The 19,915-nt window shown below is 43.2% G+C and carries 13 protein-coding genes; 11 read left to right on the top strand and 2 right to left on the bottom strand.

The window, feature by feature from the left end; all coding sequences use genetic code 11:
* Nucleotides 1-133: 133 nt before the first annotated feature.
* Complete coding sequence (locus ACYVAA_RS11500; RefSeq protein WP_460541734.1) at nt 134-1,795, bottom strand: M1 family metallopeptidase; 1,662 nt, start codon at nt 1,793-1,795, stop codon at nt 134-136.
* Between the two features lie 490 nt (nt 1,796-2,285).
* Between ACYVAA_RS11500 and ACYVAA_RS11495 the strand changes: the two genes are divergently transcribed.
* From ACYVAA_RS11495 to ACYVAA_RS11485, 3 genes are all read left to right on the top strand, one after another.
* Nucleotides 2,286-2,786 (top strand): hypothetical protein, encoded by a 501-nt coding sequence (locus tag ACYVAA_RS11495; protein ID WP_460541731.1) that lies wholly within the window; start codon nt 2,286-2,288, stop codon nt 2,784-2,786.
* Nucleotides 2,787-2,850: 64 nt separating this feature from the next.
* Nucleotides 2,851-3,084, top strand: a complete 234-nt coding sequence (locus tag ACYVAA_RS11490) for a type II toxin-antitoxin system HigB family toxin (protein WP_460541729.1) — start codon at nt 2,851-2,853, stop codon at nt 3,082-3,084.
* A 4-nt stretch (nt 3,085-3,088) separates the two neighbouring features.
* Nucleotides 3,089-3,214, top strand: a complete 126-nt coding sequence (locus ACYVAA_RS11485; protein ID WP_460541727.1) for a helix-turn-helix domain-containing protein — start codon at nt 3,089-3,091, stop codon at nt 3,212-3,214.
* A 61-nt stretch (nt 3,215-3,275) separates the two neighbouring features.
* Here ACYVAA_RS11485 and katG read toward each other — a convergent pair whose 3' ends face one another.
* Complete coding sequence (katG, locus tag ACYVAA_RS11480; RefSeq protein ID WP_460541725.1) at nt 3,276-5,492, bottom strand: catalase/peroxidase HPI; 2,217 nt, start codon at nt 5,490-5,492, stop codon at nt 3,276-3,278.
* Between the two features lie 470 nt (nt 5,493-5,962).
* Here katG and ACYVAA_RS11475 point away from each other — a divergent pair, with 470 nt between their 5' ends.
* The 8 genes from ACYVAA_RS11475 to ACYVAA_RS11440 all read left to right on the top strand — a co-directional run bounded on the left by ACYVAA_RS11475 (nt 5,963) and on the right by ACYVAA_RS11440 (nt 19,451).
* Nucleotides 5,963-8,737, top strand: coding sequence for a M16 family metallopeptidase (locus tag ACYVAA_RS11475; protein WP_460541723.1), 2,775 nt, complete (start codon nt 5,963-5,965; stop codon nt 8,735-8,737).
* A gap of 215 nt (nt 8,738-8,952) precedes the next feature.
* Nucleotides 8,953-10,377: a DUF5689 domain-containing protein gene (locus ACYVAA_RS11470; protein ID WP_460541721.1), complete on the top strand. Its 1,425-nt coding sequence runs from the start codon at nt 8,953-8,955 to the stop codon at nt 10,375-10,377.
* Nucleotides 10,378-10,920: 543 nt separating this feature from the next.
* Nucleotides 10,921-11,301, top strand: coding sequence for a nuclear transport factor 2 family protein (locus ACYVAA_RS11465; RefSeq protein WP_460541719.1), 381 nt, complete (start codon nt 10,921-10,923; stop codon nt 11,299-11,301).
* A 361-nt stretch (nt 11,302-11,662) separates the two neighbouring features.
* Nucleotides 11,663-11,851 (top strand): hypothetical protein, encoded by a 189-nt coding sequence (locus ACYVAA_RS11460; protein ID WP_460541717.1) that lies wholly within the window; start codon nt 11,663-11,665, stop codon nt 11,849-11,851.
* 623 nt (nt 11,852-12,474) lie between these two features.
* A complete protein-coding gene (locus tag ACYVAA_RS11455; protein ID WP_460541715.1) occupies nt 12,475-14,742 on the top strand; it encodes a S9 family peptidase in 2,268 nt (755 codons plus the stop codon).
* A gap of 285 nt (nt 14,743-15,027) precedes the next feature.
* Nucleotides 15,028-15,750 (top strand): class I SAM-dependent methyltransferase, encoded by a 723-nt coding sequence (locus tag ACYVAA_RS11450; RefSeq protein WP_460541713.1) that lies wholly within the window; start codon nt 15,028-15,030, stop codon nt 15,748-15,750.
* Between the two features lie 199 nt (nt 15,751-15,949).
* Nucleotides 15,950-18,508, top strand: coding sequence for a M1 family aminopeptidase (locus ACYVAA_RS11445; RefSeq protein WP_460541709.1), 2,559 nt, complete (start codon nt 15,950-15,952; stop codon nt 18,506-18,508).
* Between the two features lie 28 nt (nt 18,509-18,536).
* A complete protein-coding gene (locus ACYVAA_RS11440) occupies nt 18,537-19,451 on the top strand; it encodes a metallophosphoesterase family protein (RefSeq protein ID WP_460541707.1) in 915 nt (304 codons plus the stop codon).
* Nucleotides 19,452-19,915 lie beyond the last annotated feature (464 nt).

Raw genomic sequence — 19,915 nt, 5'->3', positions numbered from 1 at the left:
ACGGGTTTTATGCTGATGTTTGAGTATTCATGATTTGATAATAGGGATTCGGCCTACCTTTTAAGGTCAGATGGTCGAATCCCTGATTATCAAATCTCAAATCTCTATTAGGCAATTAAAACAGGGCTATGGTTTATTCCCCCATCACATTCATTTTTCCCACATAGAAATTACGGTCTACCGTAAGCTGGTGATTGGAAGTGTCCAGTTTAAGCATTTGCCATTGGGTAGTTGGCTTTAGCCATTTTTCCTGTCCATTGATCCAGACTTTTAGGGGCATATCAAAATGGCCCACGGCATTTTCCCAGCGGTAAGCCAGCATACCTTCCTTGATCGTATAGCTGAAGAGCGGGATTTTAGTATCCCGGAGGTATTGATCAAAAACGGAAGCCAGGTTTTTTCTTGCTTTTTCGCTGATATAATTTTCCACCTGTTTGGTGGTCACGGTTTGATGGTAAAATTCCTTGTTCAAACCACGGAGGATTTCTCGCCATTTTTCATCATCATTGATGATTTGACGGATGGTATGGAGGAGGTTGGCCCCTTTGTAGTACATGTCACCTGATCCTTCGTAGTTGACTCCGTAAGTACCGATGACAGGCCGGTCGTTATTGATGGCCATTCGGGTACCAAGCACATAATCGCTGGCTGCTTCTTTGCCATAAAAATAATCCAAAAAGAGGCTTTCAGAATAAGCGGTGAATCCTTCATGCACCCACATATCCGCTACATCCTTGTTGGTAATATTGTTGGCAAACCACTCGTGGCCTGATTCATGGATGATAATAAAATCAAATTTTAAGCCCCAACCAGTCCCACTTAGGTCTCTGCCCAGATAGCCATTGGCGTATTGGTTGCCATAGGTCACAGAACTCTGGTGTTCCATACCCAGATAAGGGACCTCTACCAGCTTATAGCCGTCCTCATAAAAAGGATAGGGACCAAACCAATGCTCAAAAGCTTCCATCATCCTTCGGGCATCCTTAAACTGCTCTTTGGCCTTTTCAAGGTTTTCACGGAGTACATAGTAGTCCATGTCCAGTTCACCTTTTTCTCCTTGGTATTTTTCCGAAAAATGGACATAGTCGCCAATGTTGATATTGATGCCGTAGTTGTTGATCGGGTTTTTTACTTCCCAGGTGTAGGTTTTGGTTTTTGCTTTGCGGTTGCGCTCGGTTTTGATCAATCGGCCGTTGGAGACATCCATGAGATTTTCGGGCACTTCCACCTTGATGATGGCCCCATTGTCCGGTTCATCAGAAGGATGGTCTTTGTTGGGCCACCAGACGCTGGACCCGATTCCCTGGTTAGCGTTAGCAATAAAGGGCAGTCCATTGCTGTCTTTGTTCCAGGTCAGTCCACCATCCCATGGGGGCCGCTGGGCCACTATTGGTTTGCCGGAAAAGTGAAAAGTTATTTCTTTATTTTTACCGATTTTTTGTGCTGCTTTTAGGTGGATATAGTGTGCGTTGCCATCGTGTTGGATTTCCAGCTCTTCCCCATTCTGAACAGCTTTGGTCAGTTGCATGGGAGCTTGCAGGTCAATCTGCAGGGGATGGGCATCTCCGGTGACTTTATAGGTCATGGTATTGGTGCCGGAGATAAACTGTTTTTCAGGTGCTATCTTGATGTCCAAAGTATAGTGTTGCAGATCCCACCAGTCTCTTTCAGGAGTAATGGTTCCGCGGAGGGTATCCTGTCTGGTGAACTGGTCCCCATGGGGGAAAAGCTGTGCTTGGGCAGATAAGCTGCAGAAGGTGGCAGCTGCAAAAAGCAATGATTTGATCAACTTCATGTGTATAAAATTGGGTTTGTATTCTATTTAACTCACTAAGGTAAATTTAAATGGGGAATGGATAAAGGGGATTTTTATAAAAGGAGGGGATAAATTCTGAAAATGAAAGCAAGGTGATTTTGTTGACAGTCCACCGACGATGGTCGACGGTGGTAAGAATTAGTTGATGAACATTTATAATTAGTGGGGGAATTTCAAATTCCCCTATTTGTTGGTCCCGGGTTGCCAACCCGGGACAGCATCAGCTGTGAATAGAGATTGTTGTTAGCTAATTTTTTTCTATAAAATGGCTGCATTTAAGTAACAGTAAATCAATGTATAATTACCTATTTGTAGTAAAATACTCCATAAGGAGTATTTTTTAAGATGAATTAAATAAGTAGTATTGCGAGCTAAAACTAATATTTTAAGTAATGAACGGTATGAAAACGTAAATAAATACTGACATCTACTTGAAATAGATTAAAAAGAAATTTTTAAGACAAAAATTATGAAAAGAAAATTTACACTGTGGGCATTGGCAGGTGCTATGTTAATGACATCGAGTTGTGCAAGTATTGTTAGTAAAAGTAGCTATCCTATTTACATTGATAGTACACCAGTCGGAGCTAAAATATCAATAACAGATAAAAAAGGAATTGAAATTTATACCGGAAAAACTCCAACTACTATTAAGTTAAAATCAAGTAATGGGTTTTTCTCAAAAGCACGATACCAAGTTAAGTTTGAAGAGCTTGGTTACGATTCTAGAACTGTGCCGGTAGAATATAAATTGGATGGATGGTATTTTGGAAATATACTATTTGGAGGCTTGATTGGAATGTTAATCGTTGATCCAGCTACAGGAGCGATGTATAAACTGGAAACAGAATATTTAAATGAAACATTGGAAAGGGCAACTATCAGTGGAAACAGTGAGGAACTCAAGGTTTACTCTATGAATGATATCCCATCGGAATGGAAATCCCATTTGGTTAGTTTGGAGGAATAATTAGTTATTGTAGACAGTCCACCATCGACCGTGGAAAGAAATAGTTGATGAACTTTTATAATTAGTGGGGGGAATTTGTAATTCCCCCCTATTTGTTGGTCCCGGGTTGCCAACCCGGGACAGCATCGCAATTGTCGAATTGTCCACGGTTCACTGTCCACTGTCGACCGTTGACAGAAAGCAGTTGACAACCAAATTTAATATTAAGGGCAACCATTATCGATTGATTGTAAAAATAAACTTTGATTACCAAATATGTTGGGTCCGTTTTGTGGGAACCCATGCTGAATATGATTAGATAAATGCTTGGCTTCAAAAGCAGGGTGAGCGAAATATTGAACGGGAAACGTAAACTATCTTTATCTATGATCAGAAAATTGAGTAAATCTTTGGAAATTCCTACTGAGATCTTAGTCCAGGAATATTAGAGAAAAGGAAAAGGTGACCTTACCGAGTCACCTTTTCCTTTTAAAAGCACTAAAGCATATATTAAGCTAAATCAAAGCGATCCAGGTTCATGACTTTATCCCAGGCGGCAACAAAATCCTTGACGAATTTTTCCTTGGCATCAGCGCAGGCATAAACCTCTGCATGGGCCCGCAACTCGGAATTGGAGCCGAAAATCAAGTCAGCCCTACTGCCGGTCCATTTTTTCTCACCAGATTTACGATCGGTGCCTTCAAATAACTCCTGATCTTCTGATACGGGTTTCCAAACGGTGGCCATGTCCAGCAGGTTCACAAAGAAATCATTGGTCAGTACCTCCGGCTTATCTGTGAAAACCCCGTGTTTGGAGCCGTCAAAATTGGTGTTCAGCACACGCAAACCGCCGATAAGTACAGTCAATTCAGGAGCCGTCAACGTCAATAGCTGGGCTTTGTCTATAAGCAGCTCTTCCGTAGAAACTGGGAATTTGGTTTTTCGGTAGTTCCTAAAGCCATCAGCATGCGGCTCCAGATAAGCAAAAGCCTCAATGTCGGTTTGCTCCTGTGAAGCATCCATCCTTCCCGGAGTAAAAGGAACCTGAATAGCATGCCCCCCATCTTTAACTGCTTTTTCCACACCCGCACATCCGGCCAGAACGATCAGATCGGCCAGAGAGACTTTCTTACCTCCCGAGGCATTATTGTTGAATTCTTTTTGGATTTTTCCGAGTGCCTCAAGCACTTTTGACAATTGTGCCGGATTGTTCACTTCCCAGTCCTTCATAGGTTCCAAACGGATTCTGGCACCATTGGCGCCACCCCTTTTGTCCGATCCACGGAAAGTAGAGGCTGAAGCCCAGGCGGTGGAAACCAGTTGGGGTATCGATAGGCCTGATGACAATATTTTGGTTTTTAGGGCAGCGATATCCTGTTTGTCGATTAGTTTATGGTCCACAGAAGGAATAGGATCTTGCCATAGCAATTCCTCTTCTGGAACCTCTGGTCCCAAATAGCGCTCTTTTGGTCCCATATCCCTATGCGTCAATTTGTACCATGCACGGGAAAAGGCATCCGCAAACTCATCCGGATTTTCGTAGAATCTGCGGGAGATTTTCTCGTATTCCGGATCAAAACGTAAAGAAAGGTCCGTGGTGAGCATGGTGGGCTTGTGCTTTTTGGAAGGGTCAAAAGCATCAGGAACGGTTGCTTCCGCATCTTTTGCCACCCACTGCTTGGCTCCGGCAGGACTTCTGGTGAGCTCCCATTCATACTTGAAAAGGTTATCGAAGAAATTGTTACTCCATTGGGTAGGGCTTTGTGACCAGGTAACTTCCGGTCCGCCGGTGATGGCATCAGGTCCTGCACCCGATCCAAAACTGTTTTTCCAGCCAAAGCCTTGTTCTTCTATGGGGGAAGCTTCCGGCTCAGGCCCTATGTATTTTCCTGGATCGGCAGCACCGTGGGTTTTCCCAAAAGTGTGGCCGCCGGCAATCAGGGCAACGGTCTCCTCATCATTCATGGCCATGCGTTTAAAGGTTTCCCGAATGTCCACTGCAGCAGAGACCGGATCGCCATTGCCATTCGGCCCTTCTGGATCCACATAAATCAAGCCCATGACCACAGCAGCCAAAGGGTCCTCCAAATCCCTTTCCCCAGAATACCGTTTGTCTTCCAACCATTTGGTTTCAGAGCCCCAATAAACATCTTCTTCAGGCTCCCAAGTGTCCTCTCGGCCTCCTGCAAATCCGAACGTTTTAAAGCCCATGGATTCCAATGCCACATTTCCAGCCAGGACCATCAAATCCGACCATGAGATTTTTTTCCCATATTTCTGCTTGATGGGCCAAAGCAACCTTCTGGCTTTATCGAGACTGGCATTGTCCGGCCAGCTGTTTAGGGGCGCAAACCGCTGTTGTCCAGCACCTGCGCCACCGCGACCGTCGCCGATTCGGTAAGTTCCTGCACTATGCCAAGCCATTCGGATAAACAGGCCACCATAATGTCCGAAATCTGCAGGCCACCAATCCTGTGAATCAGTCATCAGTGCGTGAAGGTCTTTTTTCAGGCCTTCATAATCAATACTCTTGAAGGCCTCGGCATAGTTAAAATCTTCACCCATAGGATTGGATAAGGAGGAATGCTGGCGTAGAATGTTTACGGGCAATTGATTTGGCCACCAATCCCGGTTTCTACTGCCTCCTCCAGCAGCATCTTTAGGTGCCGCGCCCATAAAAGGGCATTTACCATTTCCATTGGATGAGCTTGAATGCTTATGTTCCATTTTTAATCGTTTTTATTGGTTGTTTGAATAAAAAGTATTGGGTACTGTTAACTGTCCATATGCTGGAAGTGTTTTGATAGACTATTAATTTAAAGATTTATGTGCAGTTCAGCAAGACATAGTCAAATCAGGATAGGGGCATTTTTGTCACGAGGATTTTAAGGAGTATTTTTTAAAATTAGAACTAACCAAACGGTTTGCTTGTAATTACATTTTGTGGGTTATGGAAATATCTAGTGCCTTTCCCGTCATAAACCTGTCAGCTTTAGTCTATTTTCTAAAGCATGGCCCAATTTCACCAAAATAATTAACTAAAAATCTGCGCATATCGGCCATACTTTTAGGATACTATTCCTTTCTGGCAGCATAGAACGCAAAACCAATTATTTCATTTAAAAGTCTGATTTCAAGCGGCTTATTTTTATATTGAATACACCTATGCCAGTGATAACCTTAACCTTTTCTATGTAATGAAAAAATCAATTTTATCCCTATTGCTTTTAATTGGCTTTATCATCAGCACTGCTGCACAAACCTTTAGAGCCGATGAAATTAAAATTGAGTACGAACGGTACGTTTTACCAAACGGATTAAAGCTTTTGGTACATGAAGACCATAAGGCTCCCATTGTGGCTGTCAATGTATGGTACCATGTTGGGTCCAAAAATGAGAAATTAGGTAAGAGCGGATTTGCCCACCTCTTTGAGCATTTGATGTTCAATGGCTCCGAGAATTTTGATGATGATTATTTTCAGGCCATCGAAAGGATAGGTGGTACGGATGTAAATGGGACCACGAATACGGATCGTACCAATTATTTCCAGAATGTTCCTGTATCGGCATTGGATCAGGTCCTTTTTCTGGAGTCCGACCGTATGGGCCACCTGCTGGGGGTGATCGATCAGGAGGTTCTGGATGAACAGCGGGGAGTAGTGCAAAATGAAAAGCGACAAGGGGAAAACAAGCCCTATGGCCAGCAATGGAACTACCTGACCAAAGCCATGTATCCAAAGGGCCATCCCTATTCCTGGACGGTGATCGGTGAAATGGAAGATTTAAATGCCGCTACGGTGGAAGATGTGCATGAATGGTTCAAGTCTTATTACGGGGCGGCCAATGCGGTCATTGCAATTGCGGGAGACATTGAACCTGATGATGTGTACCAACGGGTATTAAAATACTTTGGTGATATCCCGGCTGGGCCCACCGTGGAACGGCAGGAGGTAAATATCCCCGTGCATTTTCGGGATTCCTATCAGGTGTATGAAGACCGGGTACCGGAAAGTAGGATACTGTTTTGTTGGAATACCCCCCAATTTGGAGACAAGCAGGACATCCATTTTGACTTGATTGCTGCCTTGCTAAGCAGTGGGAAAAGCAGCAGACTTTATAAGCGCTTGGTATACGATGAGCAGATTGCCAGTCAGGTGCAAGCTTTTCAGGCCTCATCGGAGATCGCCAGCAGGTTCATTACTTATGCCAATGTCAAACCGGGGGAAGATGTTCAGGAAGTGCGCAAGGCAATGCTGGAAGAAGTCAACCGCCTGATCGAGGAAGGTCCCAGCGAGGAGGAATTGAAAAGGGTCAAGGCGGCCTATTTTGCCAATTTTATCAAAGGAATGGAGCGGATAGGAGGTTTTGGTGGAATATCGGATATCCTGGCCTCCAACGAAACTTATTTTGGTGATGCTTCCTATTATAAAACGGTCTTACAGTATGTGGAAGAAGCAAGTCCCGGAGAGGTACAGGCTACCGCCAGGGAATGGTTGATGCAAGGCAAGCATGTGTTGGTGTGTAATCCGTTTCCGGATTATTCGGTCAGTGAAGGAAAAGTGGACCGCTCTTCATTACCACCTTTGGGTGAACCCAAGACCTCGAAATTCCCTGAATTGGAAAAAGCGAAACTGTCCAATGGCATGAAGATCATTTTGGCCAAAAGAGCAGGAGTACCTACCATAGCCATGAACCTGATGTTTGACGCAGGCTATAAAACCGACCATCTCTCCAAACCAGGGACGGCCGCATTGGCTATGGATCTGTTGGATGAGGGTACCCGGGGGATGAGCAGTCTGGAAATCAGTGAGCAGCTGCAGTTGCTGGGGGCCAGCCTGAATACGGGCTCTGATACTGATATTTCCAGTGTGAGTATGAGCACCCTGAAGCCCACCCTAAGCGCCAGTTTGGACTTATTTGCCAATGTGGTATTGTATCCTGCATTTGATCAAAAGGAATTTGAGCGCTTGAAACAAGAGCAGCTCAACGATATCAAACGTGAAAAATCTCAGCCGGTCCCTATGGCCTTGAGGGTGATGAACAAGTTTTTATACGGTGAAAACCATCCTTATAGCAATCCCTACACCGGCACAGGTTATGAAAGCACGGTAGAACAACTGACCAGAGAGGACATGGTCAATTTTTACAAAACCTGGCTTCGTCCGAATAATGCTACTTTGGTCATCACCGGTGACGTGGAAATGGAAGCGTTAAAAGCCAAGCTGGAAGGGGCCTTTCAAACATGGGAAAAAGGGGATATTCCAGAAATTGCTTTTAACAAGCCCAAGACGGATAAGAAAAATACCTTGTATTTGATGGATCGGCCTGAGTCGCAGCAATCGGTCATTATCGCAGGAAACCTGATCAATAAGTATGGAGAGATTTCTGAAATAGCCCGTGAGCAAATGATCAATATTTTGGGCGGCGAATTCACTTCCCGGATCAACATGAACCTGAGGGAAGACAAGCACTGGGCCTATGGTGCCTTTGGATTGGTCTTAAATGCAGAGCATGAGCGGCCGTTTTTGGTCTATGCACCGGTGCAGACCGACAAATCTGCGGAATCTATCCAAGAGTTAAAAAAGGAGCTTACCGAATTTGTGACTTCCCGGCCGGCCACGGAGGAGGAACTGGAAAAGGTAAAAAACAACCAGGTGTTAGGCTTGCCCGGTCAATGGGAGACCAATGCTTCGGTCAATGGCTCGCTATATAATATGGTCAAATACAATTTGCCGGATGACTATTTTCAACAATATGACGCTAATGTACGGAACCTGACGCTGTCAGAGGTAAAGAAAGTCAGCGACGAAGTGGTCAAGCCTGAAAATGTCAATTGGTTTGTGGTGGGGGACAAAGCGAAAATCATGGATAAACTGGAGGCTTTGGGTTTTGAGGAGATCATAGAAATAGATACTGATGGAAACCCATTGGGAAAAAATATGCCAGCACTCAAAAGAGAAGGAGGGGATTAAAAAGTAAACAAGGGAACGAGAGCCTTTTCAGCACCAAATCATCCTAGGATTTGGTGCTTTTTTTTGCTTGTTTGAAAGCGAACGGTTTTGAGAATTTCCTGTTCGTTTTTGTACAATGACGATAGGTAAATGCTTGTAAATTAGTGGTTTTTGGAAGGTTTATAATTTGGCATTTGTTTTAGTATGCTCCTTGTAAACACGCTAATTACAGCTATATGGAAAAAACATTAATTTTATTACCGATCATCGCTTTGGTATTGGGATGTACTGATATGGATGATCAACCTTCAGGGGAGCAAGTAACAAGTGAGCTGAATTTTTCGCTTACTTCCAAAGTCATTTTAAGTACAGATGCGAGGCAGGAAATCACGGTGAACTTTGATAAACCTGCGGTGGAAAATGGGCATTTCAGGATCAAGTTTTCCGGAGAAGCCATTTATGGAGAGCATTTTGTCACGGAGCCTGCTTCAGTTAATGAAGTGATCGATATGCAGGTGCTAAAAGGGGAAAAGAAGGCAACCTTTTCTATACAACCATTGGAAAGGCCAGATCAGTTGGGCACAAAAGTGAGCAGGTTTACGATTTTGGAGTCCTCTTCCAAGCTGATAATTGGTAGCCAAAAAAACTTTGATCTATCCATCGTTCAAATGGACGGGGAGAACCCCGGAAATGAGCCGGCGAAAATTGGCTTTGAAAGCAAAGAGATCGAGCTCTTGGAAGATGAGATAGCTGGAGTAGAAATATTACTGCCCATTTCAGGAAATGTAAAGCAAAGCGCACGAGTAGATATCCGGTTTTCAGCCAGCAATGGATTTAGCTACGGTAAGGATTTCACCACAGAACCTCTAGCAGTGTTCAACGAACTGTCCTTGGATGTATATCCGGGATTGGAAAACCTTAAGCTAAAATTGCTTCCTATAAATGACCAGCTCTTAGAAGGGGATTTTGAGGTAAATTTTAAAATTATGACAGTCAGTGAGGGATTGGAAATCAATGATCAGGCTGATTTAACGGTAAGGATCAAAGAAGATGATACGGTTGCCCCGGAGCTTATCCACGACATAGCAGCGTTGAAAGCAAAGTTTGAAGAGCATGAAGGGGATTGGTACCTACCGGAGGATTATTATATTCAAGGAGTCGTTACCTCACACCAAAATGTGGTGAATGAGAAGACCGTGTATATCCAGGATGAAACGGGAGGTATTATGCTGGTTTTTTATGCTGAAAGATTGCTGAAACAGGGGGACAAGGTATTGCTTAATCTTAGAAATGCTAACGGGGCGATAATTAATGAGCAATTGGCCATGACTGGGCTGATAGATAGGCTGGGGATTAAGCTGGCCGAGAATGTATATGTCCAGCCAGAAACCATCACATTGGAAGAATTGGCCTCTGGAAAATACCAGGGCAAAAAGGTAATGCTAGAGCGGGTCAAATTTCAGGTGGCCAACGGGGAAAATGTTTGGAATGGATCCAGGTTAATCGAAGATGCTGGTGGAAAAGTGGGCCGGGTATTTACCTATGAGTGGTCAGGATTTGGCCAGCAGGTGCTTCCAAGTGGTACGGTGACCTTGGTGGGGATAGTCGGAGGATATAACAGTTTGCATGTGCAGCGTTACCCACAGGATGTTTATAAATGATAGTCCGAAGCTGTCCCGGTGGGGCAGCTTTTTTTCTTCTTTTAAATTTTGTGAAAGGAAATGATTGGTTGGAAACCTCATTGGCCTCGTTTACAGCGTATTTAAGTAAAATGGAGCCGGTGTACTTTTAGGGAAACTGAGCTTGTCGGGGACACTGAGCTTGTCGAAGTGCCCAAGAAGAAATTTCTTTGGTTTGATATGAGATTGCATGTTCTCAAGGAGGTGGGCTTTATACTTATGCCTTACTACTATTGAATTTCGGTATAATATATTGGATATAAGGGTTTTAATTAGTTGTGCAGGTCAGCCTTAGGAGGATAGTTCGATTAAAATTGAGCTTGTCTGATACAAGCAGGCCCGCCTGAGTCGTGCCAGACCTCAGGTTCAACTGAGGTTGTCCCGCAGCTCAGCTGCAGTGACAAGCAAATTACGTAGGATCAAACACTGTCACACACTCCCTTTATAAATCCACTGAATATCAATTTAAACCATTTTGACTATATTACTTCAAACCGAATTTGAAGAATAAACCTAATCCATCCTATGAACCCAAACACCAAAAGACAAATTGCCCAGGATTTTCTGGAAAAATGTGCAAATGGCGATTCAAGAGTGGCCTTTAAGCAGTATGTCGCTACCAAGAACTTCAAACATCACAATGTTTATTATAAAGGGGATCCAGAAACGCTGATGCTCGCCATGGAAGAAAACGACCGGGAAATGCCCGACAAGATTTTCAAAGTTCTAAGGACACTTGAAGATGGAGACTTGGTGGCAGTCCATTCCCATTTTCGGCAAAACGCAGAAGATTTAGGCTGGGCCGTGATGCATATTCTCCGCTTTGAAGAAGGAAAGATTGTAGAGCTTTGGGACATGAGCCAAGCAGTTCCCAAGGATATGCCCAATGAGCATGGCATGTTTTAAAGCCTTCAAAAGAAAAATACGAAATAAAATTTTATTTCGACCCGTGGATTTTGGGCATATTTTTTCTTCGTTTCTATGGCTCAAGATTAGCTTGAAGGCAAAGTGGAAATAACTCAAAAAATGTATCGTATTCATAAAAATATAGAATTTTTAAATTGTAAGTTCTACAAAAAACCTGTATAGTTATATTGTTTTTAATAAAGGATTGTAAAAGTTTAAAAATAGTTAATTTTAATATTTTGTTATTTTTGTGTCTTTAATAACCGTTATAAAGGTTATCTCTATTATAATATTTTGTTAACTATTCCAAATAGGAAAGTTGCCGCTTCTATTTTACTATAAAATGCTTAAATTTGCAGGTATGGATAGAGAAGAAATTAATTCGGATATACACAAGTTCATGGAAAAACTTCCCGACGAAATGTTCGAGGGACTGGATGAAGCATTGGACAATTACGAGGATAACAAGACTAAACTGCTCCGCATTTCCCACAGTTTGAACACTCTTTTGAGGGAAGATGAGACTTTGCTGGAAAAGTTAAGTAAATGATTTTTTGAATATACGGCTAATTAATTATGTCGTAATAAATCATATAAAATCTACCTCTGGTACGCGGGTATGGCATTTGAAATAGCCAACATATGCCAAGATGGGACCACCATTTTTCTAAGGTGGATGTCTCCGTTTCCAAACAACCTGTTTTTAGATCACGTCCTAATTCTTGGGGGGCAGGTCATTCAGGTGTAATGCTTATCTATTCTTGTCAATATAAGGTTTTTCTAAAGCAAAGACTTGCCTAGTTGCTATAAAGGAAGCACACAGATTTTTAATGAACTGATAACCACATCTGTGTTTATCTCTATCCATCTGTGGTTAAAAAATAGAAGGTTCCTTATGATTTATAGTGGCTAAACATGCCCAAACATCCAGTTACTATCAAAATTGGAGAGAGGAGCACCTGCCTTAAGGGATGCCTTTTAAGATATTTTGATCCTGATTTTAGGGGGAAGATGCGTTCTTTTTTCGCAGGAGGCTAAGACCATATTACCCATCTATTATACAGTATTGACCAGTTTTGATCTGAAGAAAAGATCATCTGGAATCTTCTTTTTTATTGGTTATTTTTAGAAATGGCCTGTTTTGCCTTTTTAACCATTATCAAAATATTATAAATGAAAAAGAGACTTTTGATCACAACTTGGGCAATACTTGTCCTGCCGCTTTTGTCCGTTGCACAGAAAACACCATTGACATTGGACCGGATCTATTCGGGAGAATTCCAACAGTCTGGCTTACCAGCGATGCAGTGGGTGGATGATGGCGAAGCCTATGCCATTGTGGAGAGGAATGAAGAAGGTCAGATCCAAATTGCTAAATTTCAAACAGCAAGTGGAGAAAAGAGCCTTTTGGTAAAGGCACATCAGCTGATTCCTTCCGGTCAAAACGAATCCATCGGTGTAGAGAGCTTTAGCTTTTCCCCTGATAAGAGCAAAATGCTGATCTTTACCAATTCCTCGCGTGTTTGGCGTGCCAACACCAAAGGGGACTATTGGGTGCTGGATCTGGAAAGCTCCGCCCTTCAGCAGCTGGGAAGACAGTTTCCATCATCTTCTTTGATGTTTGCAAAATTTTCTGAAGATCAAAGTATGGCAGCTTATGTACATGACTTTGATTTATATGTGGAGGACCTTGGCTCCGGGGAAGTTACCAGGCTGACCAAGGGTGATGGTGAAGATACCATTAATGGGACTTTTGATTGGGTGTACGAAGAGGAGTTTGGAGCAAGGGATGGTTTTCGGTGGAGTCCCTCTGGGGAGCAACTCGCCTTTTGGAATTTTGACATCTCGAAGGTGGGCACTTACTATATGATCAATAATACGGATTCGGTGTATTCACAGCCCATTCCTCTGCAATACCCCAAAGTAGGCCAGGATCCTTCCGCAGTAAAAATAGGCCTCGTGGATAGCAAGGGGCAGAACGTCCAGTGGGTACCTGTTCCCGGTTCATCCGTGCAGAACTATTTACCCGGCATGCAATGGGTGGATGAAGAAACCTTATTGATCCAGCAGCTGAACAGGCATCAGAACAAACTGACTGTTTGGGCTTATAATGTTAGTTCTAAAGAATTGAAGGAAGTTTATTCTGAAAGAGAGGATACTTGGGTGGCCATTTATTACCCGGATGTATCGGCAGGAGGCTGGCAGGAAAATGACCTCATACTGGTGGACAATAATTCTGCCTTCCTTAGAATGACCGAGAATGATGGCTGGCGGCATGTCTACAAGGTGGAAATTTCAACCGGCAAAAAGACCTTGTTGACACCCACAGCATATGATGTGGCTTCAATTGCCGGTGTCACGGATAAAGAAATTTACTATCATGCCTCACCTGAAAACACAGCCCAGCGTTACCTGTACAAGGTGGATCTCAAGGGAAAAGGAAAAAGCAGCAAGGTGACACCAGGGGGATTTGAAGGCATCAACCTGTACAATTGCGCTCCCAACGGAAAGTATGCCATTCATACCCATCAGGAAGCCATGGCGCCCGATACTTATGCTTTGCTGGACCTGCCGAAACATCAGGAAGTAAGAAAACTGGAGGATAACTGTGCCTATAAGGAAAAACTCGCAGCCCTGGAACTGCCTGAGGTGGAATTTTTTAAAGTCACCACGGAAGAAGGCGTGGTGATGGATGGTAGGATGATCAAACCGGTGGATTTTGATGCTTCCAAAAAGTACCCGGTGCTGTTCCATGTTTATGGGGAACCGTGGGGAGCGGTATCCACTGATAACTTTGTAGGCCTATGGAACATCATGTTGGCACAAAAAGGCTATGTGATCATTGATATGGACAATCGGGGGACACCTTGCCTGAAAGGCAGTGAATGGAGAAAAAGCATCTACCGAAAGGTGGGCGTGATCAATGCCAATGACCAGGCGATGGCAGCCAAAGAAGTTTTGAAGGAATACAGTTTTATCGATCCGGAGAGAGTGGCTGTGTGGGGTTGGAGTGGAGGAGGATCCATGACCCAAAACCTGTTGTTCAAATATCCAGAGATCTATCAGACCGGTATGGCCATAGCAGGGGTTTCTTTGCAGTTGATTTATGACAATATCTATCAGGAACGCTATATGGGCCTTCCCCAGGAAAATTACGAAGACTTTATTAAGGGCTCGCCGATTTCCTATGCAAAGGACCTAGAAGGAAATTTGTTGTTGATCCATGGTACAGCAGATGATAATGTGCACTATCAGAGCCAGGAGCTTTTGGTCAATGAACTGATCCGTCAGAACAAACAGTTTGACATGATGGCATACCCCAACCGTTCTCACGGGATCTATGAAGGAGCCAATACGAGAAGACACCTGTATACTTTATTGACCGATTATTTGATGAAACATACGCCGGTGAATGAGGAGGTAGCATTGAGTCATGAGTAGGGAGTATTGAGCGGAGCGGTTCGGGATTTTAAACCAAGCTGGTAGGAATTTGCAATTCCTACCCTACACTACGTAGCTATTCCGGATTTGTAATCCGGAATTCAAAATAAAGGGCATTTGTAATGCCCCGATTCGAAAGAGGAAGGCAGATCGCACAAAGAATTGCAATTTCATCTCCGTCCCTGAAGGGCCGAATATTGGCCAAAATTAATCTTTCTAATAGCCCTTGCTGGATGCGGGGGCTATTTTTATTTATATTCATGTCTCATTTAAATCACTACTTTTTTGGATACCAAGGATAGCATTTACGATCCCAAATTTGTGAAGCAGCTTTTTGATAATATGTCAAAAACTTATGGTCTGACCAACTACCTGAGTTCGTTTGGTTTTACAGAACGGTGGAGGAGACAGTGTGTGAAAGCTTTGCCTGATAATAAAATAATGAAAGTAGGCTATGATTTGATGAGTGGGATGGGGGAATCATGGGAGCTGATATTACAAAAAGTGGGAAAGGTTCAGCTTTTTGCAGTGGATATATCGGATGCAATGAACCAAAAAGCCGATGTAAACAAGAAAAGGTTAAAAGCAGAAAATGTCACTATTGTCAATGCCAATGTATTGGACAATGGCTTCCCAGCAGCTTCCGCGGATTTTATTATTTCCACCTTTGGCGTAAAAACATTTAGTAGGGAACAAAATAAGATCCTGGCCAAGGAAATTTACAGGCTTCTTAAACCAAAAGGCACTTTCTCATTAGTAGAAATATCCAAACCAACCGGTTGGATATTGGGGAGTATCTATATGTTTTATCTGAAGTTTGTTATTCCTATTATCGGTAGGCTTTTTAATGGAAACAGTGCAGATTACCGGATGTTGGGCAGGTATTGCGAGCAGTTCCAGAACTGTAGGGAATTGATGGGCTATCTTCAGGAGGAAGGTCTGGAGGTAAGCTATCAACGCTATTTCTTTGGCTGTGCCACCGGGGTGACCGGGAGGAAAAAAGATTAGGTTAAAATTGAGGAAACTTTGTTTGTACTAAACTTTAAAACCTTCCAATTTTTAAACCTTCAATCGAAAGATGCTCAATTGGAAAATATTTGTGCTTGCAGATTAGTAAGGCAGCTTTTTGGTTAATATTGGGCAAAAAGTTATCAGAATTCCATAAGTTCGGGATGGAATGATCCAAATCTAACTTTAGCCTATTTTTATGAAGCGGTATTTGTCCAACTTGCTCCTTGCTGGAGCAGTGATGACTGTATTTATGGCCTGTGCCCCACAAAAGAAAAGTATTCCCTTGGAAGATGGAGTTTCCAAGACCTTGGCTGACTTCCGAAAGGAAAGGGTCAGTGAGGTAAAGTATGCCTTGAGTTTTGATATACCCATCCATAAATCCGAGAACATTCCTGCTTCACTGGACTTGAGTTTTCAGCTGAAAAGCAGGGATGCAGACCTTTATTTGGATTTTAGTGATGGTTCTGACAAGCTGTTGGCTTTGTCGGTAAATGGTGACTCCATCGGTATAGCGCATGAATTGGAACACATCAGGATTCCTAGAGAAAAGCTGATGGAGGGGAAAAATCAGGTTCAGGTTGATTTTATAGCAGGAGAAAACTCCCTTAACCGAAACGAAGAGTATCTGTATACCTTGCTGGTGCCCGACCGGGCGCGTTCCCTTTTTCCCTGCTTTGACCAACCGGATATCAAGGCAAAATACCAACTCACCATTACAGCCCCCAAGGATTGGCAGGTGATGTGCGGGGCCCCAGTACTAAGCAAAAGGGAAGTGGGAGATGCCATAGTTCATCAATTCGGAGTAACGGACAAGATGAGTACATACCTCTTTTCCTTTGTGGCAGGCAAGTTTCAAACGGCCAAGGTAAATCCCGGCAGTTTTGAGATGGAGCTGTTTTATCGGGAAACTTCCAAGGCAAAGGCGGAACCAAGTATTCCTGAGATTTTCAAGCTGCACCAGGAGTCGATCGACTTTCTGGAAGATTATACCGCTTTTCCCTTCCCTTTCCAAAAGATGGATTTTGCCGCTATTCCTATTTTCCAATATGGGGGAATGGAGCATGTTGGGGCCATACAGTACAAGGAGCCCAGTTTGTTTTTGGACAGCACGGCCACAGACAACCAGCTTTTGGGCCGCGCCAAACTGATTGCCCATGAAACGGCCCATATGTGGTTTGGGGATTTGGTGACCATGAATTGGTTTGAGGATGTTTGGCTGAAAGAGGTCTTTGCCAACTTCATGGCCGATAAAATTGTCAATCCTTCTTTTCCTGACATCAACCATGATTTGCTGTTTTTGGTGAGCCACTATCCTGCTGCTTATGGAGAAGACAGGACACAAGGCAGCAACCCAATTAAACAGCCTTTGGATAACCTCCAATATTCAGGAACCCTATACGGGAATATCATTTACCATAAGGCGCCGATTATGATGCGGCAATTGGAGGCGGTCATGGGCAAGGAAGCTTTCCAAAAAGGCATTCAGGAATATATGCAGACCTTCCAATACAGCAATGCGACATGGGCTGATTTGGTGGGGATTTTGGATAAGGAAACCAATGTGGACCTGAAGAAGTGGAGTGAAGTTTGGGTGAATCAGGCCGGCCGGCCAGTGATTAAAGATGAAATCAGCTACAATGATCAGGGACTGATCGAATCCTTTAAAATTCTACAGGAAGCCGAAGATGGCAGCAATAATTTTTGGCCACAGATGTTTGAAGTGGCATTGGTTTATGAGGAAGCTACTCAGGTATTCACCGTGGATATGAACGAACCAGAAATAAGTATGGAACAGGCAATAGACCTTGCGGAGCCCAAGAGCATTATCTACAATTCCAATGGTTTTGGCTATGGTGTTTTTCCCGTCCAAGAAAAAGATTTGGAGGTGGTACCTGAACTGGAAGATGATTTAGCCCGGGCGCAAGCCTATATCAATGTGTATGAGAATACTTTGGCAGGCAAGCTGGAACCATTGGCCACTTTGGAGATGCTCAAAAGTGGTTTGGCTTTGGAGGAAGATGACTTGATCGTCCGACTTATAACCGGGCAAAGCAGCCACCTGTTTTGGACTTACCTCACACAAGAACAAAGAGACCGCTTCCATGATGAACTGGTAAAGCTGCTTTATGAAAGACTTCAGCAGGAAGTGGGTCCCAATAGTAAAAAGGCACTTTTTGGTTTATATTCTTCTCTGGCTTATACAGAAGATGCCAGGGAACGGCTTTATCTAATTTGGAGCAAAAAGGAAAGCATTCCTACTTTACGCTTGAATGAAGATGATTTTACGGCCATGGCGATGAAATTGATACTATTTGAGCATCCCAAAGCGCCCGATATCATTGCTGTTACCCGAGAGGCCATCAGCAATCCCGATGAAAAGGACCGGTTTGAATTTCTCTTGCCGGCAATTTCATCGGACGAGTCTAGAAGAGATCAAATGGCCGTTAGTTTCAAAGAGGCTGCAAACCGTGAAAAGGAAGCCTGGGTAGCCACTGCTTTGACCTATCTAAACCATCCCTTGCGGCAAGACACGGGGATAAAGCACCTGGGCATGTACTTGGATCTGCTGGAGGAGGTGCAAAGAACCGGGGATATCTTCTTCCCCAAGGCCTGGCTGAGCAGTAGCATTGGGCAGTACAGTTCGGAGGAGGCCTATGAAATATTGAAAAGTTACCTGGCAGAAAATCCCGATGTAAAGCCGAGTCTAAAAAGAAAACTGTTGCAAGCCGCGGATGATTTGTACCGGATTTATTAGATACTAGAATGGAGACAACAGACATTAAATGAAAGAAGCAATATATAGGATCGATAGGCGGAAATTTTTGAAATTGTCTGCGCTCTTTGGTGGAGGAATTTGCCTGTCTTCCTTCATTTCTGATTTAGGAAAAGAGAAGATCAGGGTAGGCTTGGTGACCGATTCCCATTATGCTGAGGCAGATAGTAGGGGAACGCGGTATTATCGGGAATCCCTGGATAAGATGAAGGAGTTTATCCATGAAATGAACCGGGAAAAAGTGGATTTTATCCTTCACTTGGGAGATTTCAAAGATCAGGATGAGCAGCAAAAGGAAGAAGATACCTTAAGGTTTTTGAGGGATTTGGAGGAAGTTTATGCAGGTTTTAAAGGTCCCCGCTATCACTGCCTGGGAAATCATGACGTCGATAGCATAAGGAAAGGGCAGTTTCTCCAAAATATAATCAATACAGGAATACCAAAGGATAAGAGTTATTATTCCTTTGATCAAAAGGGTGTTCATTTTGTGGTGTTGGATGCCAATTATCATCAGGATGGGAGAGACCATTATTATAAAGAAGGGGCCAACTGGCAGGATGCCAATATCCCTGAAGCGGAGATGGAATGGTTAAGAAAAGATTTGGCATCCACCTCCTTACCCACACTGGTTTTTTGCCATCATCCCCTTTTTGAATATTGGCATGGGGAAAGCAGGATGCATGTAAGGAATTATCAGGAAATACAGGAGATTATGCAGTCCAGTGGAAAAGTAATGGCTGCCTTTCATGGGCATGTGCACGAGGAAAGGTTTGAGCAGATTGGAGGAATTCATTATGCCACACAGTTGGCCATGGTAGATGGTAGTGGGCCTGAAAACAGCAGTTTTTCAATTTTGGAAATCTCGCCATCGGGCATGCAGGTTTTGGGTTATAAAAGAGCAACTCCTAAAAAAACGATGCGTTAGAGAACAGATGATGAAAAATAACAAGCTCAACACCCCACACTTCTATTTAGGAATTTTGTTTCTGCTATTTACAGTTCTGTCGCTCGTACCAGGCTTTGAACAAAAAAAACTGAGCATTCAGGTTGAGGAGACCTATTATATAGTAAGTTATAATGTGTTGTTTTATGCCCTGAGCTTTTTATTTGGAGCAATAGCGCTGCTCAGTTGGTTTGTTTCGGTCATGAAAAACTCCCAATCGAATAGATTATAGACCAACGGCTTTTCAATTGGATCGTAAATCAATCTTATTTAGGTACCTTATCCAAGTTGTTTCAGGGATTGATTGTTGAAAAATCACTTTTATAACAAATTAGGGGATTACAGCCCTGATTCTTTGTGCTTCCATAACATATTTTTTTTAGTTAAAGTTAATTATGGGATAATTAGATATCTTAAACAATCATAAATACAGGTATAAAGCGCTA

This window comes from Echinicola sediminis (assembly GCF_054777495.1).
Note: the sequence above shows the minus strand (reverse complement) of the source record. Positions and strands in the feature narration are given on the sequence as shown.

Excerpts from the sequence above, each read along its gene's own strand:
- ACYVAA_RS11500 (WP_460541734.1), bottom strand. The coding sequence starts at position 1,795 with ATGAAGTTGATCAAATCATTGCTTTTTGCAGCTGCCACCTTCTGCAGC.
- ACYVAA_RS11495 (WP_460541731.1), top strand. The coding sequence starts at position 2,286 with ATGAAAAGAAAATTTACACTGTGGGCATTGGCAGGTGCTATGTTAATG.
- ACYVAA_RS11485 (WP_460541727.1), top strand. The coding sequence starts at position 3,089 with ATGCTTGGCTTCAAAAGCAGGGTGAGCGAAATATTGAACGGGAAACGT.
- katG (WP_460541725.1), bottom strand. The coding sequence starts at position 5,492 with ATGGAACATAAGCATTCAAGCTCATCCAATGGAAATGGTAAATGCCCT.
- ACYVAA_RS11475 (WP_460541723.1), top strand. The coding sequence starts at position 5,963 with ATGAAAAAATCAATTTTATCCCTATTGCTTTTAATTGGCTTTATCATC.
- ACYVAA_RS11470 (WP_460541721.1), top strand. The coding sequence starts at position 8,953 with ATGGAAAAAACATTAATTTTATTACCGATCATCGCTTTGGTATTGGGA.
- ACYVAA_RS11465 (WP_460541719.1), top strand. The coding sequence starts at position 10,921 with ATGAACCCAAACACCAAAAGACAAATTGCCCAGGATTTTCTGGAAAAA.
- ACYVAA_RS11460 (WP_460541717.1), top strand. The coding sequence starts at position 11,663 with ATGGATAGAGAAGAAATTAATTCGGATATACACAAGTTCATGGAAAAA.
- ACYVAA_RS11455 (WP_460541715.1), top strand. The coding sequence starts at position 12,475 with ATGAAAAAGAGACTTTTGATCACAACTTGGGCAATACTTGTCCTGCCG.
- ACYVAA_RS11445 (WP_460541709.1), top strand. The coding sequence starts at position 15,950 with ATGAAGCGGTATTTGTCCAACTTGCTCCTTGCTGGAGCAGTGATGACT.
- ACYVAA_RS11440 (WP_460541707.1), top strand. The coding sequence starts at position 18,537 with ATGAAAGAAGCAATATATAGGATCGATAGGCGGAAATTTTTGAAATTG.